29 protein-coding genes are annotated in these 25,602 nt (G+C 51.0%); 27 read left to right on the forward strand and 2 right to left on the reverse strand.

The window, feature by feature from the left end; all coding sequences use genetic code 11:
- The first annotated feature begins 22 nt into the window (after positions 1–22).
- On the forward strand, positions 23–2,821 hold the full coding sequence (traN, locus tag M1F03_RS18990) for a conjugal transfer mating pair stabilization protein TraN (protein ID WP_001256487.1): 2,799 nt from the start codon (positions 23–25) through the stop codon (positions 2,819–2,821).
- A 38-nt stretch (positions 2,822–2,859) separates the two neighbouring features.
- Here the strand turns inward: traN and M1F03_RS18995 are convergent, their stop codons facing one another.
- Entirely contained in the window at positions 2,860–3,486 is a 627-nt protein-coding gene (locus tag M1F03_RS18995; RefSeq protein WP_228130981.1) for a hypothetical protein, read from the reverse strand.
- A gap of 356 nt (positions 3,487–3,842) precedes the next feature.
- The gene (locus tag M1F03_RS19000; protein WP_000796664.1) at positions 3,843–4,484 is read right to left on the reverse strand and encodes a hypothetical protein; all 642 of its coding nucleotides are present in this window, start codon (positions 4,482–4,484) and stop codon (positions 3,843–3,845) included.
- A 293-nt stretch (positions 4,485–4,777) separates the two neighbouring features.
- On the opposite strand from M1F03_RS19000, the gene M1F03_RS19005 reads away from it, so the two are divergent.
- From M1F03_RS19005 to M1F03_RS19130, 26 genes are all read left to right on the forward strand, one after another.
- Positions 4,778–5,098 (forward strand): hypothetical protein, encoded by a 321-nt coding sequence (locus M1F03_RS19005; RefSeq protein ID WP_000547566.1) that lies wholly within the window; start codon positions 4,778–4,780, stop codon positions 5,096–5,098.
- A gap of 303 nt (positions 5,099–5,401) precedes the next feature.
- Positions 5,402–5,587 carry a hypothetical protein gene (locus tag M1F03_RS19010; protein WP_001186917.1) on the forward strand — a complete coding sequence of 62 codons (186 nt, stop codon included), beginning with the start codon at positions 5,402–5,404 and terminating at the stop codon, positions 5,585–5,587.
- A gap of 219 nt (positions 5,588–5,806) precedes the next feature.
- On the forward strand, positions 5,807–6,775 hold the full coding sequence (locus M1F03_RS19015; RefSeq protein WP_000085162.1) for an AAA family ATPase: 969 nt from the start codon (positions 5,807–5,809) through the stop codon (positions 6,773–6,775).
- 10 nt (positions 6,776–6,785) lie between these two features.
- Positions 6,786–7,694, forward strand: coding sequence for a hypothetical protein (locus M1F03_RS19020; protein WP_000739139.1), 909 nt, complete (start codon positions 6,786–6,788; stop codon positions 7,692–7,694).
- A 60-nt stretch (positions 7,695–7,754) separates the two neighbouring features.
- On the forward strand, positions 7,755–8,285 hold the full coding sequence (ssb, locus tag M1F03_RS19025) for a single-stranded DNA-binding protein (RefSeq protein ID WP_272572965.1): 531 nt from the start codon (positions 7,755–7,757) through the stop codon (positions 8,283–8,285).
- Between the two features lie 94 nt (positions 8,286–8,379).
- Complete coding sequence (gene bet, locus M1F03_RS19030) at positions 8,380–9,369, forward strand: phage recombination protein Bet (protein WP_001282585.1); 990 nt, start codon at positions 8,380–8,382, stop codon at positions 9,367–9,369.
- Positions 9,370–9,431: 62 nt separating this feature from the next.
- Positions 9,432–10,442: a YqaJ viral recombinase family protein gene (locus M1F03_RS19035; protein ID WP_000706865.1), complete on the forward strand. Its 1,011-nt coding sequence runs from the start codon at positions 9,432–9,434 to the stop codon at positions 10,440–10,442.
- Positions 10,443–10,641: 199 nt separating this feature from the next.
- A complete protein-coding gene (locus tag M1F03_RS19040; RefSeq protein ID WP_000170086.1) occupies positions 10,642–11,919 on the forward strand; it encodes a DUF3150 domain-containing protein in 1,278 nt (425 codons plus the stop codon).
- A gap of 84 nt (positions 11,920–12,003) precedes the next feature.
- Complete coding sequence (locus M1F03_RS19045) at positions 12,004–13,800, forward strand: VWA domain-containing protein (RefSeq protein ID WP_000039318.1); 1,797 nt, start codon at positions 12,004–12,006, stop codon at positions 13,798–13,800.
- A gap of 61 nt (positions 13,801–13,861) precedes the next feature.
- Positions 13,862–14,197, forward strand: coding sequence for a hypothetical protein (locus M1F03_RS19050; protein ID WP_001071288.1), 336 nt, complete (start codon positions 13,862–13,864; stop codon positions 14,195–14,197).
- A 264-nt stretch (positions 14,198–14,461) separates the two neighbouring features.
- Entirely contained in the window at positions 14,462–15,001 is a 540-nt protein-coding gene (locus M1F03_RS19055) for a hypothetical protein (protein WP_000018872.1), read from the forward strand.
- A gap of 90 nt (positions 15,002–15,091) precedes the next feature.
- Entirely contained in the window at positions 15,092–15,592 is a 501-nt protein-coding gene (locus M1F03_RS19060) for a hypothetical protein (RefSeq protein ID WP_000793769.1), read from the forward strand.
- A gap of 73 nt (positions 15,593–15,665) precedes the next feature.
- Positions 15,666–16,550, forward strand: coding sequence for a hypothetical protein (locus M1F03_RS19065; protein ID WP_000477209.1), 885 nt, complete (start codon positions 15,666–15,668; stop codon positions 16,548–16,550).
- 65 nt (positions 16,551–16,615) lie between these two features.
- Entirely contained in the window at positions 16,616–16,840 is a 225-nt protein-coding gene (yfaE, locus tag M1F03_RS19070) for a class I ribonucleotide reductase maintenance protein YfaE (RefSeq protein WP_001102700.1), read from the forward strand.
- 61 nt (positions 16,841–16,901) lie between these two features.
- Positions 16,902–17,291, forward strand: a complete 390-nt coding sequence (locus M1F03_RS19075; protein ID WP_000026577.1) for a hypothetical protein — start codon at positions 16,902–16,904, stop codon at positions 17,289–17,291.
- Positions 17,281–17,733 (forward strand): hypothetical protein, encoded by a 453-nt coding sequence (locus M1F03_RS19080; RefSeq protein WP_001176699.1) that lies wholly within the window; start codon positions 17,281–17,283, stop codon positions 17,731–17,733. The genes M1F03_RS19075 and M1F03_RS19080 overlap by 11 nt, the downstream gene beginning before the upstream one ends.
- A gap of 4 nt (positions 17,734–17,737) precedes the next feature.
- Positions 17,738–18,013 carry a hypothetical protein gene (locus M1F03_RS19085; RefSeq protein ID WP_000340223.1) on the forward strand — a complete coding sequence of 92 codons (276 nt, stop codon included), beginning with the start codon at positions 17,738–17,740 and terminating at the stop codon, positions 18,011–18,013.
- Positions 18,014–18,070: 57 nt separating this feature from the next.
- Positions 18,071–18,262, forward strand: a complete 192-nt coding sequence (locus M1F03_RS19090) for a hypothetical protein (RefSeq protein WP_000651508.1) — start codon at positions 18,071–18,073, stop codon at positions 18,260–18,262.
- Positions 18,263–18,306: 44 nt separating this feature from the next.
- On the forward strand, positions 18,307–18,684 hold the full coding sequence (locus tag M1F03_RS19095; RefSeq protein WP_001337696.1) for a hypothetical protein: 378 nt from the start codon (positions 18,307–18,309) through the stop codon (positions 18,682–18,684).
- Positions 18,685–18,875: 191 nt separating this feature from the next.
- Entirely contained in the window at positions 18,876–19,220 is a 345-nt protein-coding gene (locus M1F03_RS19100) for a hypothetical protein (RefSeq protein ID WP_000209093.1), read from the forward strand.
- 77 nt (positions 19,221–19,297) lie between these two features.
- The gene (locus M1F03_RS19105) at positions 19,298–19,600 is read left to right on the forward strand and encodes a hypothetical protein (protein WP_000410925.1); all 303 of its coding nucleotides are present in this window, start codon (positions 19,298–19,300) and stop codon (positions 19,598–19,600) included.
- A gap of 77 nt (positions 19,601–19,677) precedes the next feature.
- Positions 19,678–21,303, forward strand: coding sequence for a DNA cytosine methyltransferase (locus tag M1F03_RS19110; RefSeq protein WP_000201432.1), 1,626 nt, complete (start codon positions 19,678–19,680; stop codon positions 21,301–21,303).
- Positions 21,304–21,363: 60 nt separating this feature from the next.
- On the forward strand, positions 21,364–21,795 hold the full coding sequence (locus tag M1F03_RS19115) for a hypothetical protein (protein ID WP_000687894.1): 432 nt from the start codon (positions 21,364–21,366) through the stop codon (positions 21,793–21,795).
- 73 nt (positions 21,796–21,868) lie between these two features.
- Positions 21,869–22,423 carry a hypothetical protein gene (locus M1F03_RS19120; protein ID WP_001093868.1) on the forward strand — a complete coding sequence of 185 codons (555 nt, stop codon included), beginning with the start codon at positions 21,869–21,871 and terminating at the stop codon, positions 22,421–22,423.
- A 232-nt stretch (positions 22,424–22,655) separates the two neighbouring features.
- Positions 22,656–23,042 carry a hypothetical protein gene (locus tag M1F03_RS19125; protein WP_000042274.1) on the forward strand — a complete coding sequence of 129 codons (387 nt, stop codon included), beginning with the start codon at positions 22,656–22,658 and terminating at the stop codon, positions 23,040–23,042.
- A gap of 87 nt (positions 23,043–23,129) precedes the next feature.
- Positions 23,130–25,583 (forward strand): phosphoadenosine phosphosulfate reductase, encoded by a 2,454-nt coding sequence (locus M1F03_RS19130; RefSeq protein WP_001187970.1) that lies wholly within the window; start codon positions 23,130–23,132, stop codon positions 25,581–25,583.
- Positions 25,584–25,602: the final 19 nt, after the last annotated feature.

The following is a 25,602-nucleotide window of genomic DNA, read 5'->3' on the forward strand; positions in this document are numbered from 1 at the left end:
GAAGGTTGAAATGGAGAACACAATGCGAAGTCATAATTACTTTATGAAAGCTGTGGCCTCGCTGTTGACAGTAACCATGTCTGCGCTGCCGATACATTCCTACGCTAACGGTAGCCAAGACCAGGACATCACAGCGGTGGGTAAAGAGGCCCAGGCTTTCGGACAAAACCTCTCAAACTCATTCAAGTCGAGCTCGGGGACTGTGCAAGATGGCACAATCTCTATGCCGACGTTGAAAGACGGTCAATTCCAAATGAACGGGGGGAGTCAGATTAATGTCAATGATCTATTCCCCGGAACGAGCGGGACCAACAATAAACCTGATAGTTATTACTTCCCTGATGCCAATAAACCTGATGTGGGCGGTCTGCAAGGCATTTACGACTCTGGCGATGACATGGACAGCGTGGGGAATAATGCAAAAGGGTCGCTGTGGAGTGATGCCAATAGTGCTAATCCATCAATCTCTGGTGCGGCATACAAGGTTCTTCTCGATGCCTCTAATCGATCACGCCCTGATTTCAGTAATGACCCTGTACTAAATCTAAGCAAAAAGACCTATGAGGATATGGACCTCATCGCAGGTGGCTTTGGGGATTGTTCTGCCGAAACAACCATCAATCAGAATACTATCAACGCCCACATTCCAGAGTATGAACGGTGTCAGCGTGTTGTAGATCAAAGCGCGGACTGTGAGGTTGTCCATGACTACGATGCCTCTGTGGTGAAGCACTATGATGGTCCATATAACCTCAAATCTTGTGGAGAAGGCTGTACTGAGTTGTGGATTGGCCGAGTTGGTAACGACTACTGGAGTGGCAACTGTTCGATTTATGAGGAATACACGCGGGTCCAAGTCAGTAATCCAGACGCCATAGTGTCTGCAACTCTTGAGTACGCCAAGTGGGATGACTACATGCAAGTTTGGGTTGGTAAATCAGGTCAGGAAACTAAAGTATGGTCCGGCCCTGACGGCAATTTCCCTCCAGAAACGGCTGGCCGATGTGAATTGTCAACAAGTTGGGAGCGAAACCCTAATATTGATGTCACTCCCTATTTCAAGAATGTGAAAGATGGTGATGTTGTTACGTTTAAGATCCGCGTTTCAGTAACTGGCGCAGGTGAGGGTTTTGGCCGCATAAAGCTACGCTATGACCCATCAAAAGCCATTACCAAGGATGAGTGGGCTCCACAGAGCTGCATGGATTCAGCCAAAGGGGTTGTAGATGGTTTTGCGGAAGGCGAGATCACATGTATAGATGACCCGACTGATGCTACGGGCTGCACAGTCATCAATGGGATCAAAGTTTGCGAATCTCAACTCAAGCCGTCACCTTTGCCTGGTATTCCAAAACTATGCAAAAAGGTTCGAGTTAAAGCTGACTATGACTTTTATAAGGGGCAAATGGACTGCTGGACAGACCCTCAAGGTGAAACGCACTGTCCGGTAAACACGGGCGGGAATCTCGATAGCTGTCAGAAATATGAAGAAAACCCTCAGTGCGGCTTCATCAGTTCCAAATGTGTTGATGGTGCTCAGGGAAGTTCTGGTACGTGCTACGTCCACGAGGATACTTATGACTGTGGTACAGATGTTTCTGTTCCGACCTTGGAAAAGGAAACTGAGTACCAGTGCGGTGGGCCTATACGCTGCATGGGAGATGACTGCCTTGATTTGACCAAAACACAAAGCACTGATTTTGCTCGCGCTACTGCGTTGCTCAATGCAGCCCAATTCATGACGCAGGATATGAGCTGCACAGGCCAAGATGGGGATGACAATCCTACCGGGGATGAAAACGTTATTTGCTCTGCTTTTGCAGGGGAAGCTGGCGAATGCAAGATAGCTGTTGGGGGAGTTTCTGATTGCTGTGAAAAGCCAACCAATATATCTCTTGCCGATTATCTGAACCTAATAATGGCCGTTCCAAAGCTCGATGGCGCAGTGATGGGGCTGACTGATGGTAATGCGCTTAAAGGTGCTTATCAGGTACTTAGGGAACCTGCCCTTCAAGGGTGGACAGAAGTCACAAAACCGTTCACAAGTTATATAGAGAACGTTTCAGGTGCTGTTGATTCGTTCTTCCAGCCTGTAGAGCAGTTTGTTGATCAACTCATTGACCAGCTCAAAGAGCAAGTCAAAGAAGTGATGATGGATGTCATGAAATCAGCAGGCCAAGATGCAGCAACAGAGCAGGCGGCTGCCGCAGCATCTGAACAAGCTGCCGAAGCAATGATGGAGACTGCGACAACATGGCTTAGCACTGCCATGACGATATATACCGTCTATGTCGTTGCGATGGTGATGATCCAGATGATTTATAAGTGCGAGGAAGAAGAGTTCACTATGAACGCCAAAAGAGCGCTCAAGAATTGCACCTATGTAGGCTCTTATTGTAAATCTAAGGTGTTGGGCGCTTGTATTGAAAAAAGAGAAGCGTATTGCTGCTTCAATTCTCCGCTCTCTCGTATTATACAAGAACAGGTTCGCCCTCAATTGGGGCAGAACTTTGGAGACCCCAAAAATCCTCAGTGTGAAGGGATTCCACTAGATAAAATTGCCGAAATTGATTGGAGCAAAATTAATTTGGATGAGTGGCTTGGGATATTACAGCAGAACGGTAAATTCCCTGATCCGGCCTCAATAAATCTCGACTCGCTGACTGGAGCAGGGAATGACTTCAATATTGACGGGACGCGGAAGAATGCTCAGGAAAGGGCGTTGGAGCGGTTGGAAGGGATTGATATTGACGCGAAGCGAAAAGAGGCGACAAACAGCATAGACCCTCAAACAGGCGCGCCAACTGGTGGTGGTGGATAAAAAAAGGGGCCTTTCGGCCCCTTTCTCATGTAGATTGATTACGCTTCTGGGTAAACAAATAACTCTGCTTTTCCCTGATCAAGAAGGTAAGGGAAAGCAACTTTTTCGCCATTATCCAGCTCAACCGATTTTGGAGCAAGGTAGAGGTAGGCCCAAGCTGGTAGCTGTTTGCTAATAGCTGCGTAGATCGCTTGCTGAGGAGCATGGCTTGCTGCCCCATTACCGACATTCACAAAGTTGTATGCGGTCTCATGGCCTGATGTGAAGGCATACGCTGTACCTTGAACGCCAGAGACAAAATTAGGAGCTGACCCTAGGCGAGGCTCCACGATTTTCACCTTAACGGAACACATGTCAGCTACCTTACTTTGTCCGTTCACCCACGTCGGGCAACCCCATTCATTCTTGTAGAACTGATAGGTTAGGCGACCATCTTTGTCATACAGAAGCGTGAAATTGGCACCCAAATCAGTCAGCGCTGACTCAATGGAAACTTTCACATGTGAAAGAAATTTGGCCTGAGCGTCTGCCGGTGAAACTGCTTCGTTAGCAGGCATCCAAGCGATCAAGCTATTGCGAGCGCCATGCTGTTTGGGGCCGATAGCCCAGTTCGCAAGGTTGACCAAGCCACCTTGCCAGTCGGTCATTCCGAGCTGAGGGGACATGTAGCCAGACAGCACGTAGGCTGCCCCAAACGTTTTGGTGTCGGTCAGACGCTCCAGCTTGTCACGCGGAACAGAAGCGTCTTGGATGCCTGTTACCAGGCCACCGGCCTCCGCGATGTTGTAAGCGCGACTGTGATTGGTTTTGTACGCTGTGGGTTCGTAACTGCTGGTGGATGCACAGCCAGATAGAGCTGCTACAGCCAGAGCCACGGTGGTGATTAAAGCCTTTTTCATGTTGTTCTCCGTTCTTACCTGAGTTGAATCTGATTTACTTCGATAATATCACAGCATCAAAAAATGCAACCATAAAAGACAAAAAAAAGCCCCTCGGGCGAGGGGCAAAGGTTTGGGCTGGGTTATGCTGCTTTTGTTTTCTCGGCTTCGTCTGCGATTTCCTTGTCGCCGGTTGCAGATTCCGGAGCGGCTTCGGCCACTTCACCTTCTTTGCCTTTGCTGTGGGCGGAAATGCGAGCCCGTTTCTCGATGCCGATGATTCGACCGGCCAGCTTGATGAGGCGTTGCTGCCATTGGTAAGTGGCGTCGGTGCGCTGCTTGCTGGTCAGTACGGTGTTCAGCCAGAGAGTGTCAACGATCCCCATCAGGGTATCCAGTTTGCGGATCAGGTGTGCAAACTGAGCAACCTGAGGAGAGTTGATCTCGATGGTGTATTCATTCGGGTTGGTGTAGCCGGGCATCATGTCGATGCCGTTGTCTTCCATCAGCTTGTTGAGCTGGGCGGTAGCTTTGTCCAGGTCTTCGGAGACCTTGGAAATGTGTTCCAGGATGACGGTTTCAACCTGGTCGATTTCGTCCTGCTCACCGATGATGCGAAGGATCACGTCGATGGAGAACAGGGAGTTGGAAACTCGCTCAAAGCTGCGTTCCATGACGCGCTGAGCTTGGAGGCTGTTTACTTTCAGAACTTGCTTGAAAACAGGGCGAGAGTAGTGGTTGCTGCGGTCGTTGTTTGTGTCCAGTGCTACTTGTGCTTCTGCCATTAGAGATACTCCTAAATTTGAGGTACAGATAAACGCACTGGAAAGGATAAATGCGGTCAATCTGTAACCTGACCTCTCGAAGTGCCCAAAATGGACAGTTACAGCGTTTTCTGTTTAGCAAAGGTGAGCTATATTTGAATCATCTTAGTCGCTCTGCGGCTATAGGTGAGATAGCTGGTCTCCGAAAACAAACAGCATCTAGTCTTATGCCGTATGGCATTACTTAACCCCAAGCCGGGGGCTTCTCCCGGTTTTCGGGTGTTGCCCCTGTTTTTTTACATAGGAGCAACACCATGCACATCATCACTTTCATTGTAGTTCTGCTTGCATCTCTGGGCGCACTGTACGTAGGCGCGAAGGCATTTGCTTTTTCCTTCATCGTTCTCGCTAAAGTGTTCCAGCGTATCGGTTTGTTCCTTTGGAACAAATTCGCAGTTCCTGCAATGCGGTCTGTACAGGCCGTCATCAAAGAACGTGCTGCCAAGGCTGAACAAGCCAAAGCAGTCGTTGAACCTGAGGTAACTCAAGTTCAAGAAGTCGCTAAACAAGAACCTGACTGGGATTATCTCGAAATCCCGACTTACCTTCGTAAGGGCAAGGAACTTGTTTGGTAATAACTGTCGCTGAGTAATCTTCGACACTTTCAAACCCATCGGGGCAACCATACCCCGACGGGGATGTTGCCCCTTTTTGCTTAGGAGCAACATCATGGAAATCGCTATCATCGCTTTGTGTATCCCTACTGGTTGGGCAATCTCTCGTCCTTTCGTGAGAATCGCTGAATCGTTCGGTTACTGCTGATAGTCAACGCAAAGGGAGGGGGCAACCCCTCTCTTTCTGGTCAAGCCTCTGTGGCTTGTCCTCAAAGTCTTCTGGTGTCAGTTGGCTTTGACGACAAGCTACAGGGGGAATGTCGAATGCAACAGAATCTTCATGTTTACGACGATCACGCAGGCATCATCTATCTGGCTGATGGACGCGAGGTGAAATTTGATCCGAAACTGTATTCCAGCTCCTACCAGGCGCACAGTGAAGCAGTGAAGTGGGCCAAAGAAACCGGGGTCATTGGTCAAAACGACGATGTGGTGATGTTCGTCCATTGAGGGAGTGGCCTCCAGGAGAGGCTACTCTCCTCGCTCCTTAAAAGTCTTCTTACTCATGGTGAATACCATCAGTAAGCAGATTTTGTTCTCTTCGGAGAGCGAAAAGTGCGATAGCTGGTCGCCAAAAACAAACAGCAAATTAACGTTAATTTACTAGCCCAACCGGGCGCATCCGCCCGGTTCGGGACGTGGTGCGCCTGTCACAATAGGAGCGCACCTATGTCTCAATACTCTCAATTCTCAGTAAGCAAGGTTTTCGGTATGCCCAGCATTCCGGAGAAGGTAACGGCCATCGGCTACGCTGACGGTTCAAACCCTTTCATCCCTGCCACTGATACCAACTACGTTTTCCGCAAAGAGTTTCTGCGAGAGGTCTTGGCCTATCTCAAAGAGCCTGGCGGTGACGCATTGTTCGTAACCGGCCCTACCGGGTCTGGCAAAACCTCAGGTATCACCGAGATCGCTGGTCGTCTCAACTGGCCTGTTCAGCAAATCACTGCCCACGGGCGGATGGAGCTGACAGATCTGATTGGACATCACGCTCTGGTCGCGGAAAAGCCTGGTCAACCACCTGTCATGAAGTTCATGTATGGACCTCTGGCAGTCGCTATGCGTGAAGGTCATCTGCTCCTCATCAACGAGGTGGATTTGGCCGACCCTGCCGAGCTGGCTGGTCTCAACGATGTCCTTGAAGGGCGTCCCCTTGTGATCGCTCAGAATGGCGGGGAAATCATCAAGCCGCACCCGATGTTTCGTGTGGTCGTTACTGGTAACTCTACGGGGTCCGGTGATGCTTCTGGTTTGTACCAGGGGGTGATGATGCAGAACCTCGCAGCTATGGATCGCTATCGTTTCACCAAAGTAGGGTATGCGGATGAGGAAGCTGAACTCAGCATTCTTGGCCGTGTTACTCCGAAACTTCCGGAAAATGTGCGGAAGGGAATGGTTCGGATTGCTAATCAGGTCCGCAAACTGTTTCTTGGCGAAAACGGTGAAGATGGTCAGATCAGCGTCACCATGTCCACTCGGACGTTGGTGCGTTGGGCGAAACTGTCTCTAGCGTTCCGTGGTGCCCCAAATGCTCTTGAATACGCCCTGGATCAAGCTCTGCTTATCCGTGCGGCCAAAGAGGAGCGTGAAGCCATCCTGCGTGTTGCGAAGGATGTGTTCGGGGACCAATGGCGCTAAGGGGTGACGCATGAAGAAAAATGACTGTTTGTGCCGTCGTTACACTGCTAAAGAGTGGGGCAATGACGAAACCACAATAGAAGTCTTCATTGGCTACAAGTTGCTCCGGGAGCCCAGCTCCTCGGAGCCAGGCCAATTCACGATGGTCGAGCTACGCCGAACCGTCACTGATGGGAAAGCTGAAAATTGGTCTGAGACAAAGCTCGAAGGACCTTTTGAAGCTAACGGCCCAGACACGATCCCAATGTCCTACAAGGACAAAGAAAGCCAGTATGTGTCACAGTTTCTCAGCCAGGGGTACACCTTTCTGGATGAGGTGCTGGTAAACGCAGAGACACAGACGGTGCTGGAAGGGGGGAATGTTTCAGCCGGACAAACAGCCAGCTTGGGATCTCTCAACTGGCTGTTATCTCCGCCCTCTGAGTTACCTCCAGGTGACATAAACCTCTTCAAAGGTTTTGTTGCTGGGGTTTTTGCCAAAGGAGCCGGTTTAATCGGCTTTGAGGTTGCTCGGAGCGAAGGCTCAAATGACTTGCTACCCAGTGTGCTGATGCGTACTGACAGCGGTTATGAGCTTGGGGTTAGCACTGGACTAGGCGAAAACACTATCCATCCAGCTACGCTGGAAGGCGCTGGTGAACTCCGCCCGGAACATGGTCACAAACCCCTGCTGATGTTGGTTTACCTGCAACAGCGTTTCGCGGATGACTTTTCAAACGTAGAGAAGCCGCTGGTGGCATTCTGTGATGAACAGGGTGATACCTTCGACTACGAGCGTTTTGATTCACTAAAACCCCTCATTGAACGGTTTGGTTTCAGCTACGACGAAGTAAGAGCAGATGCAGAAAGGCTTGGCCTTGTATCTGAGCTGATTCGCCTGGCAGAGATCGACGCCGAACAAGAGGATCACTTTTTTTAACCCTTACGGGGGCTTGCTCCCCGAAAGGGGCGTTGGCCCTCTCCAAATAACTTGGAGGTCATGATGTCTAAAGGCGTCAACAAAGTAATTCTGGTCGGTAATCTCGGTTCTGACCCGGAAATTCGCTACATGCCAAGCGGAACTGCCGTTGCCAACTTCAACGTTGCAACAACGGATACGTGGCGCGATAAGCAGTCTGGCGAGCAAAGAGAGCATACTGAGTGGCACCGTATTGTGCTTAAAGGTCGTTTGGCAGAAGTCGCTGGTGAGTACCTGAAAAAGGGCTCCCAAGTCTATCTCGAAGGGAGCAACCGCACCCGGAAGTGGACTGACAGCCAACAAATCGAGCGCTACACCACCGAAGTACACTGCGTTGAAATGCAGATGCTTGGTGGTAGTGGAAATGCACCTCAGGACAACTCTCAACGTGCAGCGCCCCAAAAAGGGCAACGTACAGGAGCCGGTACGCAATCTGCTCCTGTGCAGCAATCAGCACCGCAAGGTGGTATGGGCGGAGGCTATGGTCCCGCTCCTTATGGCTGGGATGATGACATCCCGTTCATGCGGCTGCACCACTTGGCTGGCGGGTAACACCGCCAACTCTTACTAAACCCCACGGGGGCACTCATGCCCCGAGGGGGTCATGGTGTCCTCAAACCGTTCATTCGTGAATTGGAGAAACACCATGTCTGATAACAAATCTCTTGTAACCCGTATCGCAAGCCGGTTTGGCGTGGACACCCGAAAGTTCTATGAAACTTTGAAGGCGACCGCATTCAAGCAGCGAGATGGAAGTGCCCCGACCGATGAGCAGATGATGACGCTCCTGATCGTGGCTGAACAGTACGGTTTGAACCCTTTCACTCGGGAAATCTATGCGTTTCCTGACAAGCAAAATGGGATCATTCCGGTAGTAGGTGTTGATGGTTGGAGCCGCATCATCAACGAGCATCCCCAGTATGATGGCGTCGAGTTCGTGTATTCGGACAAGATGGTCAGAATGCAGGGGGCGAAAGTTGACTGCCCTGAGTGGATTGAATGCGTGATTTACCGTAAGGACAGATCTCGCCCTATCCGCATCAAGGAGTTCATTGATGAGGTGTACCGTGAACCGTTTCAGGGTCAAGGTCGCAATGGTGCTTACACTGTTGATGGCCCCTGGCAAACGCACACCAAGCGTCAACTCCGGCACAAGTCGCTGATCCAGTGTTCTCGTGTCGCATTTGGTTTCTCTGGTATTTATGACCAGGATGAAGCTGAACGCATCCGTGAAATGGAGCAGGCATCGGCCATTAACCCGGCTATTGCCAATCTCCCTTCACCATCTCAAGTTCAAAGCCAAGAGCCTTTGGCTATTGAGCACAAAGAGCTTGACCCGATCCTAACCAAACTCGCAAATCGCGCCATTGCTGAAAACGCATGGTCTGCGGCGCATGAGTATGTGAAGGGACGGTATGAAGGTTCGGAACTGCAATATGCGACTCAATTCCTTCGTGACAAGGAGATGGATCAAATGGAGCCTCCGAAACCTGACTACCAGGAAGCGCACGAGCAAGAGTCCGCCGCTGGTGGTTCTGCAAATGCTGAACCTGGTGCCGAAGAAATGCCGCCTTTGAGTGACGAGGACATGATCCCTGTTACAGAAGAGGAGGGCGCGGAAGGCAGTTACTACTAACCCCAACGGGGGGGACTCCCCCGCTGGGGGAGATCTCCCTCCTAACCATTGGAGAGAGGTCCATGAAAATAGTCAACCTATCGCAACGAGAGGAAGATTGGCTTGATTGGCGGCGTCAAGGTGTAACAGCCACTGACGCCGCTATCCTGCTCAATCGGTCTCCGTACAAAACACGATGGAGACTGTGGGCCGAGAAGACTGGGTATGCGCGTGAAGTCGATCTGAGTCTTAATCCGCTGGTTCGCCGGGGGATAGAAAACGAAGATGCTGCAAGACGCGCTTTCGAGGAGAAGTATGATGACATGCTGCTCCCCGCCTGTGTCGAATCGGTTCAATACCCGCTCATGAGGGCCTCCCTGGATGGCCTGAGAGATAACGGGGAGCCCGTCGAGCTGAAAAGCCCGAGTGCGACTGTCTGGGAAGATGTTTGTGCTGAGAAAGCAAACAGCAAGGCATACCAGCTTTATTACCCGCAGGTGCAACACCAGCTCCTGGTAACGGGGGCCAAGCAAGGCTGGTTAGTCTTCTACTTTGAAGGTCAGATTCAGGAGTTTCCAATACTCCGAGACGAAGCCATGATTCAAGAAATCTTGGCCGAGGCTAAAAAGTTCTGGCAACAGGTAGTAGACAAGAAGGAGCCCGACAAAGATCCAGAGAGAGACCTGTACATACCGCAAGGTGAAGAGGTCAACCGTTGGATTGCTGCTGCTGAGGAATACCGCCTCTATGATGCTGAGATTCAGGAGCTGAAACAGCGACTGTCTGAGCTTCAAGAAAGGCAAAAGCCTCATCTCGACACCATGAAGTCCCTCATGGGGGAATACTTCCATGCCGACTACTGCGGTGTGATGGTAACGAGATACAAAGCGGCTGGCCGGGTAGACTACAAAAAGCTGTTGGCTGATAAGGCGTCAGGCGTGAAGCCTGAGGATGTTGACCAGTACAGAGAGAAGTCATCAGAGCGGTGCCGTGTAACGGTTACTGGCTCTGTGAAGCCACGGTACATTGTTGATGAGGACGTGCTTGCTCCTCTTGATGATTTGCCGGAAGAAGTAGAGACGTTCTACTGGTGAGTGGGGGATTTTCCCCCGCTTTCCCTTGGGGATTCTGGGAGTCTCCAACGGAAAGCAAGATTTTGTTCTCTTCGGAGAGCGAAAAGTGCGATAGCTGGTCGCCAAAAACAAACAGCAAATTAACGTTAATTTACTAGCCCAACCGGGCGCATCCGCCCGGTTCGGGACGTGGTGCGCCCCCAACTTTTTGGAGTGCATCATGACTAAAGTGAACCATCTACAAAGCCTCTGTGTTATCCACGTAGACTTTGACATCTGGAGTGGACAAACCCGTTTGTCTGCATCTGATCTCAAGCTGGGCGAGGGTGGTGAAATTCCACCTGAGAAAGTAGCTCAACTGGGAAGTAAGAAGATCTGTGATCCGGCTAAGCTGAAAGGCTTTCATCGCCTGAAAACAGAAACTCGTCGCCTCCTGCTGAAATTCGGTATGCCGTTCATGAACGGATTTGCCGTACCCGTCAGCAAGACCGATGAAATCTGTAACAAGCTGAATGACATAAACTTTCAGTTTAACCAACTGAAACAGGATTTCATCAAAGGTTACAACAAAGCCGTGGATGAATGGTGTCAGGAGAACCCTGAGTATGAACGAGCTATCCGTGCCGGAGCCCTTCCAAAGGAAACGGTCGAGGAGCGGATTGGCTTTGAGTACCAGGTGTTCATGATCCAGCCTGTGAACGAAGATGAGGCCAACGCCAAACGCCTTAACCGCAAGGTTGAGCGCTTGGGTGACGATCTCATCTCCGAAGTGGTTCAGGAAGCGAATAAGTTCTATATGGAACGTTTGGCCGGTCGAGACCAATGTGCGGTCACTACTCGGCAGACACTCCGTAACATCCGCGACAAGGTGGATGGGCTTAGCTTCCTGAACAGCGCTTTTAACCCTCTGGTCAAGCTGCTCGACCAAACCCTCCGGGGATACGAGCAACATGCCGATGGCCGAAACATCGTTGCGCCTTTCTTTTATCAGGTCGTGGCCGCAGTGCTGATCATGAGCGAGAGGGACCGCATCGAGCAGTATGCCAATGGCTCGATTACTGTAGAGGGCATGGCTAATGACATTGGCGGTTCGGGAGCCCAGATGGGGGACCGTTCTAAAGATGAAAAGGCCGAACAGAAAAGCGATAAAGCCGGTGAGCTTATCCCTGCAACAGAGGGTGGCGAAACCAAGCAGCAACAGGTAGGTGGTACTGAATCTGTTCAATCAGAACAGACTAACAGCGGTGGTAACGCTGTTGACCTGGATGAAGACATCGACAACTTCTTCAAGAGTTTTGCAGAACGAGGCGAGGGTGAATCGGAAGATGAATCCAATGCCGGTGATGTGGTTCGAGAAGAGCGCGTTGATGTTGAGGATGAGCCGGTTTTGCCTGAGGAAACTCCGGTAGAGCAAGAGCCTGTCCAAGAGGAGCCGACAGAGGAGCCTCTCAACCAGGAGCTGCCTAAAACTGACGACGATGGCGACTATTTCTTCTAATAGTCACTTCAACTAAACCGACCCGGAGGGGATAGCCATTCCCTCCAGGGGTGGACTATCTCCTTCCCTACCAGGAGAAAAGATATGTCCAAAAAACGCACCATTTACAGCGCTCTACCAATCGTGGCCGCAGCCTATGGTGAAAAACTCGGTGTCAAAGTCGCCATCGGTAACGATGACGCATACACCGATGGTAAGACCATCGTGGTTCCGAATATCCCCGACGACTATCCTCACATGGATGCTGTCTGGGGGTATTTGGCCCATGAAGCAGCCCATGTCCGGTTTACGGACTTTGGTGTTGAGCGCCGCAGAGGTCTTCATGCTGAGTTGTCCAACGTTTTGGAGGACTGCCGCATAGAACGGGCCATGATGGAACTCTTCCCCGGTACGTCGCAGACCCTGAATGAGGTTGCTCGCTATATGGCTCAAGCTGGTCATTACGAGCACGTCACAGACAAAGAGGCCCCTGCCTCCATTCTGACAGGGTTTTGTTTGTACTGGTTGCAAACCAAGGCTGTAGGGCAATCCGTCCTTCAACCCTATCTCGATTCGGCTACCCCCGTATTCGAGCGCGTGTTCCCTCAGGGTGTTGTTGTTCGGCTGAACGCTTTACTGCGTAAGGCTGTGAACACTAAGTCAACCGCAGAGGTGACATCCTTGGCCGACCAAATCATCAAGATGATCGAGGAGGAAAAGGAGAAAGAAGAGCAAAAGCCCCTGAATGGTCAGGATGGTAACAACCAGCAGAATGCTGGTGGCAACCAACCTCAGAACAGTCAGGGCGGAAGTGGTAACGATCAAAACCAAGGGCCTGATGCCAATGGTGGTGATCAGCAAGGTAAAGACCAGAAGCAAGACGATGCTAACGGGAAATCTGATCCGAAAGGACAGGGCGACCAAGGCAAGTCGGATACTGATGGTGGCAGCAAGGCAGGACAAAGCCAGGCTGGTGGCAATTCTGACGCGGCGAAACAAGACGCGGCCAAAATGCTCCAGCAGGTTCTGAATGCCGGTGCCGGTGATTTGCGTGGTGACGCGCATGATGCACTTAAAGCCGAGCTCAACCGGGTGGCTCAAGATAAGGGGGACAGTAGCTATATGACTGTTCGCTCTGCTGTGAACACCCAGGACAACCCTGCTGTTGGCAAAAGCCTGGTAGGGGATGTGAAGAGCACCACTTCAAAGATAAGAACGCAGCTCTACGGATTGGTCCAGGCCAGCCAGCGAGTTGCTCACCGTAACCAACGATCAGGGAAGCGTGTGGATGCTCGGAAACTACATCGTGTAGTGACGGGTGATACCCGCGTATTCCTCAAGCCGGAAGCCAAGAAACGCCCTAATACGGCGGTTCACATCCTGGTTGATATGAGCTCCTCGATGGCCTACAAGGCCGCCAATGGAAAGGAGCGTCAAGACATTGCGCGGGAAGCGTCCTTGGCTATTTCGATGGCTCTGGAAGCAATACCCGGCGTAAACCCGGCAGTCACCTTTTTTGGTGGCAACCGGAACCAGCCAGTGTTCAGTGTCGTGAAGCATGGAGATACGGTTCAGAATCGGGCCGGTCGGTTTGGGTTCAAAGCAACTGGCGGTACGCCTATGGCGGAAGCTATGTGGTATGCAGCTTTTGAACTCACCAAGACCCGTGAAGAGCGAAAAATGTTGATCGTAGTGACTGACGGGCAGCCTCAAAGCGCCCCGGCATGTCGCTCAGTGATTGACCTCTGTGAACGAAGCGATGTTGAGGTGATCGGCATAGGGGTAGAGACTACCGCAGTGTCAGGACTGTTCCAAAAGAACATTGTCATTGATGATGCGGCAGCTCTGCAACGCACACTGTTTAAGTTGATGGAGCGGTCATTGACTGCTTTTGCAGCTTAACAGGAAGTGAAACGACAAACGGCTATCCCTTCGGGGGTGGCCGTTTTTATTTGGAGAGTCTATGAACCAATTCCATTCATCTTTGGATTTGTATCATCGGAACAAAGGTAGAAGGGCTACAGTGCCGGAGACGCCTTTTTTACTGCTTGCTAAGCGCATTCCTCCGATGTACTGGAGACTGTTCCAGGGTGTTACTTTGGATAGTCGTATGGGATACACAGGCAGGCGGCAGTTCCACAGTCTTGGGCAAGCAATCGACTGGGCAAAGTCATCAGTTGGCGATTCCTGGTCAAATAAGCGCTTTCACAAGCCGGTAGGCCTCGATGTATTGCTGGCCTGTACTGCGAGTAAGGTGCCTGAACATCTGGTCGAAGAACTGAAAAGACGGGGCAGTTGATGCGTCTTTGAGCTTTGCACCCGAAAAGGGCAGTTTGAGCGTTCCTGTTCACACAGCTCTCGTGGAACAATCAAAGTGAGGAGGGAATACCCTCCCACTTTCTCAGAGGCCTTCATTGAGGGTTGCTGAGAAAGTGAATTTTGTCCTCTCTGAGGGCGAAACGTGCGATAGCTGGTCGCCAAAAACAAACAGCATTCAACCTCAGCCTAAGGGCGCACTGCGCCTGACAGGCTCTGTGTGCCCAAGTTACTTTAAGGAGCACACATGTCTCATCTGAACAATCTCAAATCCGTAATGATCTCTCTCGCCGCCGAACATAAGCTGCCTGAAATCTACCAGGATGACATCACTACCGATGTGGAGTCTCTGGATCGATTCGATGGTTTACGTCTGGTCTGGCTGTTGCGGTCTTGCGGCAGCGTATTGGTGCCAGCGGAAGTTGGCGTTAATCCGATCTATATCACCCATTGGTTGTGGTCTAACCACGGTCAACAGGTGGTTCCATTCTCTGTGGATACCCGCACGGGGTTGATTGAAAAAATCGACTTCGAGCAAGCTGAAAAGCTGATCATGCAGATGCCTTGCAACCTCTCTTCATTGCAGAACAAGGAATACTTGGTTGACCAGGTAAACCGAGTGTTGCAACGAGGTTGTGAAATGCGTATCTGGGGTATCTTCGAGTCTCCAAGCTCGGTGGAATCCGTTGGTGGTTGGAAAGAGTGGCAGAGCTATTTCAGCTCTACTGGGAATCGACTGATGGCCGATTTCGTTGGTAAAGCCATTCGATTCACCAACCCTCGATAAATCGCCGTTCAACCATTAACCCTAATTAACCCTATGGGGCTCCGATAGCCCTGAGGGGACGGGGCTCCGCAATCGCAATAAGGAGTCCCTATGAAAAACCTATCAGCTTTGGAAGCAGTTCTTGACTACGACAAACCTTCTCGACGTTTTCTTGATGAGCTCAACGAAAACCAGATGAAGGATTTGTCCGGGGAAATCTTCGCCAAGCTCTACTGGAGCAAGCGTAATCCCCAGTGGTACGAGAAAGACACCAATCGGCTGTTTGCACGACTTCGTTGGGTTCAGCGCATCATCAAGAAGCGCTTGAAAACCGGCAAGGTTAAACCTGAACTGACAGAAAATGGTTCAGTGATGGAGCGCTTCAACTTCCCTTATGGTGACACTCTCGATTTCTTCCATCGGTACTTGCGACATCCCAAATGGGAGGTTGTGTATCAAGAATCGGGGTGCAGTGCCTTTTGGAAAAATGAAGCAACGCTTGAGCTATGCACCTACTGCGAAGGTGATGTGGTCATGATGAAGGCTCCTGATGAAGCAACCTTCTTTCGTGATTGCAATCGCCTTAGCTGGTGGTATGCAGATAACGCTTGATCTTAATCCCTAACCAGGGGCGAACCGGCCCCTGATGGGAGCATGGTGCGCCCCATCTATGATGGAGGACGCCATGTTCAAATCATCAGTATGCTCCTACGAAAACAGGGGGCCTTACGGAAACAACAAGTACCGAGGCAACTGCTCGGGCTTTATCGTTAAAGACTTCATTGAGTCTTACATGAGAAAGCCGAACGGGCTGGTGGCAGACCCAAGTGTTGGGGGTGGCTCTAGCATCGACGTTGCCAATGAACTTGGTGTCCGTTTCAAAGGGACAGACTTGCATCAGGGGTTCAACCTGTTGCGGGATGACTTCCTTTCGTTCCTCGGAGAGCCTGCACACCTGATCTGGTGGCACCCTCCTTACTGGGACATGATCCAGTATTCAGGTAAGCAGTGGGGCGAGCCCAACAAATGGGATATGAGCCGCATGAATTTGCCTGAGTTCGTTGAAGCCCTTGAGCTGGCCGTTATGAATATTCATGACGCCTGTGAGCGAGGAGGGCATTACGGAATCCTCATGGGAAACCTGAGGCGCGATGGGGATTATTTCAACCTGTCCAGCCTTGTGGAACGTATCGCACCTGGGAAGCTGGTGGATGAGATCATCAAAACACAGCACAACTGTGTGAGTGACCGAACTCAGTATTCCGGGAAGCTGGTGCGTATCGCCCATGAAAAGCTGTTGGTGTTTCGTCGTAACGACGTTGCCTCATCGCTCTGTCTTCTTGCTGCCGTACACCGTCGAGCAACCAATATGGTTTCGACTACGTGGAAAGCTGCAATACGCCGAACCCTACAGGGGAAAACGTTGAAGCTGGAGCAGATTTACAAAGAGATTGAACCCTACGCAAAGCATCGAGAGAACAACCACTGGCAAGCAAAGGTCAGGCAAGTTCTTCAAGATGCCAGGTTCTTTATTCGCATCGAGGTAGGTGTCTATGCACTTGCTGAGTAGCCCAACCGGGGCGTGACATCCCGGAGGGGATTGGTCGCGCTCATCAACAACAAAGGAGCGTGACCATGAACGTACAACTTCAAGCCAGCAACAATGTGCTGTTGGCGCAAATCGAAAGCAAAGGCCTCACTGTTGAAACGCATTGTCGCAGTGGCTTTTGTGGCATGTGCCGGGTTCGTCTACTCGAAGGTCAAGTGGCCTATGACGAGACGCCCATCGCATTTGTCAAAGAAGGGGAAGTGTTGGTTTGCTGCGCTAAAGCAAAAACCGATGTGACCTTGGAAATTTAACCCATCCGGAGGAGCCTTTCCTGCGGGTGGGGCTCCTCTATCCATTACGAGGAGAAACACAATGTCTATCAATACCAAAGTTGAACAAATCGCATACGGTCATGCTACCGCTCTAGTGCTCAGTGAACTGGGCCAACAAGAGAATTGGTGCAAGGCTTATGAGTATTTGTCTGAGTGTGTCGAACGGGGAGACGAGCCTGAGGATCTGGTCGTTTGGCAACCGTTTGAGCACTGGGAATGGAAAGACATTCTGGAGCAAATCGAGAGCGAAGCCGAGTCTCTGCTTTCGACTATTAAGTCCGTTTTAGGCTTGGCCCACAAAGGCATCATTCAGTCAGCAATTGACTGCTCTCTGGATTCGGACATGACCCAGCTTGACCTGATTGGAATGGTCGAGCTCGGAAGTGAAATCGAAGATGGGGAGTGTGCTGGAGGTGGCTATGCAGCTTAACCGATACACGGCCAGGGAGTCTGACAAAAGTCGGATACTTCGGACCATCGGCTGGTGCAAGCGCAATCACCTTACACTTGCCGGTCTTCCATACGAGGACAATCTTGCAGGAAGTGACGGGATCAGCATAGAGATCATCACTCCTCCTGGTATGTCGCGGGAAATGTTGGAGCAAGCCGTCAGAGAGGGGTATTCAGAGCGAGATGTCGTAAGGCATCGCATTCTGGAGTGCCCTGTCGGTTGGTTCATGGAAGCTGATGGCAAGGCATTTGATCATGAAGTGTTCCACGATTACGTGGTGGCTCATGGTTATGGCGAACCTTCCAGCGAAGCCTATGAGCTGGCGGAGCGGTGGTTCTGGCAGGGCAACGATTATGCGTTGATAGCTGCGGAAATAGTTGCTCGTGATCTTTGTGTTCGTGATGACGAAGATGAGGACTGATCCTATGGATGCTGTAGCGCATATAGCAGCAGATAACCTTGTACCGGCATGTGGAGGTGCAGAGAAGCCGTTTACCGTTAGTGGTAGACAGTGGCTTTACTGCTATCACCCAGCCAGTGGGAGGCACTGCTACTTAGACCTCGATAATGACCGTCCAGTCTGGCATCGAGGATTTCATCCTGCTTTTCATCCTGAGCTTGAGTTCGCTGATGAAGCTGAGTTGCTTCGACCAGTTGAGCGAAAGCCTGACCATGAAGAGCTGGAGGATTTTTACTTTTAACCCACGGGGCCGCTCTTCCTGATGGGAGACGGTCCTCCATTCTCAAAGGAGAAGACCATGAAAGATCACAGTCAAACGATTGTGTTCCCTGGGAACAATGTTGAATCACTTGCTGAGGCTAACGCCATGTTGAGCGCTGTGTCGGAAGATGCACGTAAAGCCAGCAATACGGAAGACAAACGTGACCTTGAATCGCTTCAAGGCTGGCTGGAAGAGAACATCAATTCTCAACTGGCAGGCGTGAAGTAACTATGACTGTAACCCCACTGGGGGCTTCATGCCCCTGTGGGGGCATGGTGCCCGTAAAAGGAGTCACCATGAATGCAGTGAAGATGATCCAGAAGGAAAACCAGCTTGAGCTGCCGCTTTTCTTCCTGGATGAAGAGCCGAAGACCGCAGAAGTCATTCCATTTGAGCCAAAGCCTGAATGGACTGATGATGAGGTAAGGCAGTTACGTGATGGGCTTTTATGGCATAGCCTTAGAGTCCTTGCTGATGGTCGAGCTGGAAGTGAAATCAAGCAGGAAACGATGGCTTGGGTGATGTCCGATGAGGTACATCCATTCTCATTTGTGGTCTGCTGCGATGAAGCAGGTTACGATCCATCTGGAGTAAGGGAAGGCGTGAAGTCTATCCTAAACCGCTTAGCGCGGGTTAAAGCGGGGGGTTAACCCCCTGCTTTCCCAGTGGCATCGACTTTCACATGTGAAAGTTTGTGCCCCTCGGAAAGCAAGATTTTGCTCTCTGTCGAGAGTGAATAGTGAGGTAGCTGGCCTCCCCAAACAAACAGCATTCTACATAACCCTTGGGGGATCACTGCCCCTCGGGCTGGTGGTTCCCTGACAAACATGGAGCCACAACTATGACTACTCTTGCCAGCTTTGCGAATCCGATTTCTGTTATTCAACGCTCACCAACCAGTGGGGTGTTTGGCACAAATCAGTTCGTAGGAGACAAAGAGGGATTTGTACAAAAGGTGCTCGGAAAGTGGTACTGCAATCCAGGGAATACCATTCCCGTTGAGAGCATGTCCCACCTTGAGCAGGCGGAGAAACTGTATGACTTCTATGTCAAGTATCTCCAAGTGAAAGAAAAGATCTCTGTGAACCTTGGCCGGGTGCTGCATAAGCTGTACAGCACTGGTTCTATCAAGGAAGCAGAGATCGTGCTTGAAGCAATAAAGGCTCAGGCTGGCGTAACAGCTTGAGCAATCTACTAACCCTAAACCGGGTGCATCCGCCCGGTTCGGGACGTGGTGCGCCCCCAAACTATTTGGAGTGCATCATGGAAAAACATAACCTCAAATCCGGATTCAGCATCTATTTCGCTGACGTCCATTTCGAGAAACAAGTCTACGCATTCGGCTCAGGACTTGGCTTCACCTCTGTGATTTACGCCTACTCGCTGGGCCGAGATCCGGAAGAAGCTGAGAAGCTGGCGCTTGAAAAGTACGACTCTGACGAAACGAAGGTGAAGAAGGTGCATGTCAATCTGGCTCGCAGCCAGGACATCAACCGCTACACCTTCCCTGAACAAATGGCTGGCTTTGCTAATGCCATTCAGTCTCACGGCATCGCTGTGAACTGAGAACCACTTTAAACCCATCGGGGCCATTACTTCCCGATTGGGACGGTAGTGGCCTCTCAACCGAAAGGAGAGAGCTCATGGCTACTATCGTAAACACCAAGTTAGGAGAACATCGAGGCAAGAAGCGCGTCTGGCTGGAAGGCCAAAAGCTACTGCGTGAAGGTTACTATCCTGGCATGAAGTATGATCTGGAGCTGAAAGATTCCCAGGTTGTGCTTCGCGTCAAAGAGGAGGGTAAGTTCACCATCAGTAAGCGCGAGCGCAATGGCCGGGTGTCTCCAATCATCGATCTGACCGTGCAGGAGCTTGCTACCGTTTTTGACGGTGTAGAGATGCTCCGCGTGTTCATCCGTAACGGCGCAATTGTGATCTCTGCTCACCATCAACAAGAGCGAGTGATCGAGCGCGTCAACCGGCTTATCAGTAAGCTGGAGAATGGAGAATCGCTTTCGGTATGCAGCCTCTTTCATGGGGGTGGTGTGCTTGATAAAGCGATTCACGCCGGTTTTCACAAGGCGGGAATTGCCAGTGCCATATCTGTGGCCGTGGAGATGGAAGGGAAATATCTCGATTCGTCTTTGGCAAATAACCCGGAGCTTTGGAACGAAGATTCTATTGTTATCGAATCGCCAATCCAGGCTGTGAATCTCAGCAAACGCCCACCACAGGTGGATGTTTTGATGGGGGGCATACCGTGTACCGGCGCGTCAAAGTCAGGTCGCAGTAAGAACAAGTTGGAGTTTGCCGAATCGCATGAGGCGGCAGGTGCCATGTTCTTCAACTTCCTGCAATTCGTAGAAGCGCTAAACCCAGCCGTTGTGCTGATTGAGAACGTGCCTGAGTACCAGAACACCGCTTCGATGGAAGTGATTCGTTCGGTGCTCTCTTCGTTGGGTTACTCCCTACAAGAGCGCATTCTCGACGGCAATGAGTTTGGGGTTATTGAGCGCCGCAAGCGTCTTTGTGTTGTTGCGCTTTCCCACGGGATCGACGGGTTTGAACTTGAGAAGGTTCAGCCTGTTCGCACCAAGGAAAGTCGCATACAGGACATCCTGGAGCCAGTTCCGCTCGATTCTGAACGTTGGAAGTCATTTGACTATCTGGCTGAGAAGGAGTTGAGAGACAAAGCTGCTGGCAAGGGGTTCTCTCGCCAGCTTCTGACTGGCGACGATGAGTTTTGCGGCACCATAGGTAAGGACTATGCAAAATGCAGAAGTACCGAACCTTTCATTGTTCATCCAGAACAGCCGGAGTTGTCTCGCATCTTTACACCGACAGAACATTGTCGAGTGAAAGGGATACCAGAGGAACTCATCCAAGGTCTGTCGGACACTATTGCCCACCAGATTCTCGGGCAATCGGTAGTCTTTCCCGCGTTCGAGGCTTTAGCCCTCGCATTAGGGAACAGCCTGTGGAGCTGGGTTGGAATGATGCCAATCATGGTCGAAGTCGTGGATGAATCACAGCCGGTGATCGGTGGTGAAGACTTCCATTGGGCAACGGCATTGGTTGACGCAAAGGGCACTCTCAAGCTGTCACCGGCAGCGAAAAAACAGGGGATGCCCTTCAACATTATGGATGGTCAATTGGCTGTCTATTCACCTAACGGAACTAAAAAGAGCTGCGGCCATGAGCCTTGCGAATATCTCCCGGTAATGATGTCCGGAGACGCAATCATGGTCACTTCATCTTTGGTTCATTAGTAACTCACCGGGGCAATGCCGAAAGGCCTTTGCTCCGGCCTATCCGAAAGGAGAGTAATCATGAAAATCGAAACTGTTGTGCCTTTACCTCCCGAGGATTCAGGCCTTCAACACTGCATTGCCAGGTTCCATAACCGCAACATGGATTCCAAGCGAAAAGACAAGACCCGTTTTTTCAGGAGGGAGCCGGTTATGATCGTAAACCCAGAGACCAAAGCAAAGGTTCTCCGGTATGCGATGGGCAACCCTGGGAATTTATCCATCACAAAGCTGGCGGTCGCGCTGGATTACGATGCGGTAGATGCTCTGGGTGTTCGTTTTAAAGACACTGTAAATCTTGAGGTTCGCAGAGCCAGGCGCTGGGAAGTCTGGCAGTGGTTCTGGAACCATCCGGATCAAAGTGTCCAACTGTCAATCAAATTGGGCGTGGTTGGCGCTGTGTTGGGAGTCATGGGCTTCCTGACTGGCGTAGCTCCGTACCTCTTGGGATAAACCAATAAAGCCGTTAACGGGCAATGTAAGTCCGGAGACGGCTTGCATTGCTCTCTCGAAAGTGGAGAGTCAAATGAACACATTAGAACAACTTGTAAATCAGAGAGTGCTTGAGGAAGGTCTGAAAAAGGCGAAGCCATTGGCCGCGCAAATGGGGCTTGAATCTGTACCTGATGAGATGCTTGAAATGATCTGCCCAAACTTGAACTACTCTGGGCAGTTTACGCCAGCTCTGTACGCGAGATTTCAAAGCGTAAAGCGATTACTGAAAGAGTTGTCGGAACAAACCTCACCTAAGCACGGGCATATTGTGAAGTTTACCAACCAATATGGGAGCTACGATGAGTCAGCTTTGCTGTTCAAAGAAGGCGACGTCAGAAACCAGAACTTGGTTGCTTGTGTGGGCGGGAAGACGCTAAATCTCGGAGAGCTAGAGCTTCGAGATTATGGGCTCAATATGCACATCGGTTGCGGTGGACCATTTGAGCCGATCTCAGAAGCGCAGATTCAGTCCTTGTCTGAGTTTGACTTCTATGAGACGACCTACAGATTCTGGGGCCAGAATCCATGTGGAAACGGGATGATAGACATCACCGTCCCTATGAAACGTTGGTTCTTGACTGTGTAGCTTCAACCTGAGTGCGCCGAGAAATCGGCGTACCGGCCCCTTAAAAAGGGTAATCAGCGCAGGGGGAAACCCCGCGCTTTCCCAAGCATCTCGGTTTCCCAGGGTGCTTCGGAAAGTGCCTTAGGCGCTCAAGTGCGGTAGCTGGCTGCCAAAAACAAACAGCAAATTATCAACCCTGACGGGAGCACCTCCTGTTAGGGGGGCTCCGTCATAAACTGAACGGAGATATAGCATGTCTAAAAACGTCAACGATGTTTTTTCAAACCGAACTTCTTTGGAATGTACTGTAAATGCAGCGCTGGATCGTCGTATCGGTCTGCGTGTCGGGTTCCCTCATTACAGAGAAGGAGCAAACGGTGTGGTTTGTGAGATCGAAGCAGAGTACCCATTGCTCAACACTCATTCGAGTGTTGCATGGCCCCTGCTCGATGAACTCAACAGTTACACCATCCAAAAAAACCAATCGCTCATTGATCACATTGATAATGCGGTCGCTGAACTGTTGAAACACAAGGCTCGTCTACAGCTTGATATTCAAAAGCTGCAAGACGGTGACATTGATCTGGTGAAACAGGCCAAGCAGCAATACGAAGACAACCAGATGTCGAGTAGCAGCTAGTTCAGGTCTGATAGCCAGGATTCAATTTTAACCCTACCGGGGTGCTTTCCCGGAAGGGATGGGCACCCTGCTAATCCAGGAGGCCCTATGCAACAAACATTAAACTTTGATCTATCAGAACAACCCATCCCAGTGCTTTTGCGTGGGGATAAGTGGGATTCTGTTTGGTCAGAACTGACTGATAACGAGGATTTGAACTTCGTTGATGCCAGTAGAGGAACCAGTCTGTCATCGTTGATCACGTCATCGGTTGAGTCCATTCACACGGCCTTAATTGATGGGTGGACCATGATGATCGGCTATTCCAGTGGTAAAGATTCTGAAACGGTCTTGCACCTGTTCCTGATGGCCCTGATCCGGGCTGTAAGGAGTGGGGCGACCATCAGCCAGCACCACTTCATCTTGCACACTGACACACTGATCGAAAGCCCAGAGGTAAGGTGGCTGGCGGATCAGAAACTGGCCGAGCTGGAGCGTTTCATTGCGAAGGAAAACCTTCCTCTGACCATCGTTCTAGCAAAGCCTGGGATCTCGCAGAGTTGGACGGGCCGAATCCTTACTGGGAGGGGGTTGCCTACGTTTTCCAACTCCACGGCCCGCCAGTGTAGCCAGGATTTAAAAATCACCTCTGCCAAAAGAGCGAAGGCAGCTTATATGCGAGAGCTTCCCAAAGAGGTTCGACAGAAAGTCTGCCTTTTGCTGGGCAGTCGTGATGCTGAAAGCACTATTCGTGCGGCCAACATTGCAAAACAGCGAGGAAGCTCAGATCGCGTCATTAAGACGAAAGATGGGGGTGAGCTGTATGTGGTGAAAAACTGGTTGGCGAGTGATGTCTGGGAGTTCTTACTATCCGCTGGCATGGGCTCAGCATATCCTCTGCCAAGTTACTTGGAGAGCAATGTCACTACGGCAGAGCTTTACAAGGCGGCAACAGGGGAGTGCGTGTGGTCGGCAACAGAGAAGAAGGCCAGTGACGCCTGTGGCGCTCGCTTCGGTTGCTGGGCTTGCCAGGCTGTTGGGTTGGATAAGTCAATGGAGACGTTGCTTGCCACGGACCCTGAAAGGCATGGCTATATGTCGGGGCTGAACCGCATCCAGCGCTACTTGGCAAAACGCCGGTACGCATGGGAAGACCGCCATCCCGTAGGTCGAACGATTTACGAGGGCGGATACATCAAAATACAGCCGGACGTTTACAGTCCTGTTTTCCTAGAACGATTGCTTCATGTCTGTTGCAGCATGGACTACATGGAGCAAAAGAGAGCTGATGAGCTGGCATACAAGCTGGCTACTGGTCAAGCAGAGGATAACGACTGGAACCGTCGAATGGCAGAGCCACAATTCCGGATCATATCGGAAGAGGCTTTAGTCCATATCGACTTCATGTGGGCCTTCCATCATTTCAATGATAAGCCTTTCCATGCCCTGGAGATTTACCACAGGGTTTGGTCGATGGGTGATCTGGACTTGCTGGAAGACGAGCCGCAGTGTGAAACCGTTCCTCAGTCACCAATTCCGAAGCCATTGTGGTTGAAGGTTGGTCGCTGGGGCGATGGTTCGCTTTCTGATGGCTTGGCCGATCCGTTAGCGGAAATGGCTTACTTTGACGGCGGGGATGACCCGTTGGCAGCGCAAGTGATCAATACCGCAGACGGAAAGAGAAGGGTGGTTTGCTTCGCAGAAGATGATGAAGTGAAAGTCGATCCCGACTCCGCTGCGTTCATCATCTGGAACGAATACCCGCGACTAAGGGAGTCTGTACTAAAGGGACATTATACGCCCGGTAGTGCAGCGCAGTTCTACCTTCGGTTCGGAGCAATCCAGCTTGCGAAAGGAAAAGGCGCTTTGTATCACCGTATGATGCAAAGAGGTCAAACCTACCACCAGATGGGCCTTACAGGGCTACAGACGATGGAAGGAATCCAACAGCGCAAGGATGTCAAAGTGCTTAGCGATGCTAAGTACAAAGATCTGGTGAAGCGAAAAATCAAGGGAAGACTGGCAACGGTACGCTGGTGGGTCAACTTGCACTTAACGTTCAAGTACCATCTGCACCACCGTACTCCGACGGGGTTGTTCATCGAGAAGCAACTTGACCAGGAAGCAATGGAAGAACAGAAACGGCATCAGGAGCGATGGTTTAACTACGTGACTGACGCGATGCTTTGTTACTCCAGCGCATTCTGTATGAGCGTCATGGAAGGGCGAGAGGGGAGCGGAAACGCCAACATTCGTCGTTACATGGCCGCGACCAGAAGGAAGGCTTATACGGCCCTCTGCGAGCTCTTGGACAATACTGACGCCCAGTGGGTGAATGATGTGGTCCAGAGTGCCGTAGGGCAGTATGAGGCGATACAGGCAGCCCTAACCGAAGGTTCCGCGCTTGCTATCTATCTCGACTGGATCAACCTACTGTCAAAACGCCATCCAGCCTCTTTGGAGCGACATGTCAGAACGATGATCAAGGCGGTTCAACGCTTACATCGCCGCGACGACACAGAGTTGCAAAGAGGACAGCAAGGCTTGTCCTTGGCCGCATAAAAAGCCCTCCTTCGGGAGG

It is taken from the genome of Providencia sp. PROV080 (genome assembly GCF_033688105.1).
Classification (GTDB): domain Bacteria; phylum Pseudomonadota; class Gammaproteobacteria; order Enterobacterales; family Enterobacteriaceae; genus Providencia; species Providencia zhejiangensis.

Bases quoted from the DNA above. Each gene is read 5' to 3' on its own strand.
- traN (WP_001256487.1), top strand. From the start codon at position 23: ATGCGAAGTCATAATTACTTTATGAAAGCTGTGGCCTCGCTGTTGACA.
- M1F03_RS18995 (WP_228130981.1), bottom strand. From the start codon at position 3,486: ATGTCCCCTCAGCTCGGAATGACCGACTGGCAAGGTGGCTTGGTCAAC.
- M1F03_RS19000 (WP_000796664.1), bottom strand. From the start codon at position 4,484: ATGGCAGAAGCACAAGTAGCACTGGACACAAACAACGACCGCAGCAAC.
- M1F03_RS19005 (WP_000547566.1), top strand. From the start codon at position 4,778: ATGCACATCATCACTTTCATTGTAGTTCTGCTTGCATCTCTGGGCGCA.
- M1F03_RS19010 (WP_001186917.1), top strand. From the start codon at position 5,402: ATGCAACAGAATCTTCATGTTTACGACGATCACGCAGGCATCATCTAT.
- M1F03_RS19015 (WP_000085162.1), top strand. From the start codon at position 5,807: ATGTCTCAATACTCTCAATTCTCAGTAAGCAAGGTTTTCGGTATGCCC.
- M1F03_RS19020 (WP_000739139.1), top strand. From the start codon at position 6,786: ATGAAGAAAAATGACTGTTTGTGCCGTCGTTACACTGCTAAAGAGTGG.
- ssb (WP_272572965.1), top strand. From the start codon at position 7,755: ATGATGTCTAAAGGCGTCAACAAAGTAATTCTGGTCGGTAATCTCGGT.
- bet (WP_001282585.1), top strand. From the start codon at position 8,380: ATGTCTGATAACAAATCTCTTGTAACCCGTATCGCAAGCCGGTTTGGC.
- M1F03_RS19035 (WP_000706865.1), top strand. From the start codon at position 9,432: ATGAAAATAGTCAACCTATCGCAACGAGAGGAAGATTGGCTTGATTGG.
- M1F03_RS19040 (WP_000170086.1), top strand. From the start codon at position 10,642: ATGACTAAAGTGAACCATCTACAAAGCCTCTGTGTTATCCACGTAGAC.
- M1F03_RS19045 (WP_000039318.1), top strand. From the start codon at position 12,004: ATGTCCAAAAAACGCACCATTTACAGCGCTCTACCAATCGTGGCCGCA.
- M1F03_RS19050 (WP_001071288.1), top strand. From the start codon at position 13,862: ATGAACCAATTCCATTCATCTTTGGATTTGTATCATCGGAACAAAGGT.
- M1F03_RS19055 (WP_000018872.1), top strand. From the start codon at position 14,462: ATGTCTCATCTGAACAATCTCAAATCCGTAATGATCTCTCTCGCCGCC.
- M1F03_RS19060 (WP_000793769.1), top strand. From the start codon at position 15,092: ATGAAAAACCTATCAGCTTTGGAAGCAGTTCTTGACTACGACAAACCT.
- M1F03_RS19065 (WP_000477209.1), top strand. From the start codon at position 15,666: ATGTTCAAATCATCAGTATGCTCCTACGAAAACAGGGGGCCTTACGGA.
- yfaE (WP_001102700.1), top strand. From the start codon at position 16,616: ATGAACGTACAACTTCAAGCCAGCAACAATGTGCTGTTGGCGCAAATC.
- M1F03_RS19075 (WP_000026577.1), top strand. From the start codon at position 16,902: ATGTCTATCAATACCAAAGTTGAACAAATCGCATACGGTCATGCTACC.
- M1F03_RS19080 (WP_001176699.1), top strand. From the start codon at position 17,281: ATGCAGCTTAACCGATACACGGCCAGGGAGTCTGACAAAAGTCGGATA.
- M1F03_RS19085 (WP_000340223.1), top strand. From the start codon at position 17,738: ATGGATGCTGTAGCGCATATAGCAGCAGATAACCTTGTACCGGCATGT.
- M1F03_RS19090 (WP_000651508.1), top strand. From the start codon at position 18,071: ATGAAAGATCACAGTCAAACGATTGTGTTCCCTGGGAACAATGTTGAA.
- M1F03_RS19095 (WP_001337696.1), top strand. From the start codon at position 18,307: ATGGTGCCCGTAAAAGGAGTCACCATGAATGCAGTGAAGATGATCCAG.
- M1F03_RS19100 (WP_000209093.1), top strand. From the start codon at position 18,876: ATGACTACTCTTGCCAGCTTTGCGAATCCGATTTCTGTTATTCAACGC.
- M1F03_RS19105 (WP_000410925.1), top strand. From the start codon at position 19,298: ATGGAAAAACATAACCTCAAATCCGGATTCAGCATCTATTTCGCTGAC.
- M1F03_RS19110 (WP_000201432.1), top strand. From the start codon at position 19,678: ATGGCTACTATCGTAAACACCAAGTTAGGAGAACATCGAGGCAAGAAG.
- M1F03_RS19115 (WP_000687894.1), top strand. From the start codon at position 21,364: ATGAAAATCGAAACTGTTGTGCCTTTACCTCCCGAGGATTCAGGCCTT.
- M1F03_RS19120 (WP_001093868.1), top strand. From the start codon at position 21,869: ATGAACACATTAGAACAACTTGTAAATCAGAGAGTGCTTGAGGAAGGT.
- M1F03_RS19125 (WP_000042274.1), top strand. From the start codon at position 22,656: ATGTCTAAAAACGTCAACGATGTTTTTTCAAACCGAACTTCTTTGGAA.
- M1F03_RS19130 (WP_001187970.1), top strand. From the start codon at position 23,130: ATGCAACAAACATTAAACTTTGATCTATCAGAACAACCCATCCCAGTG.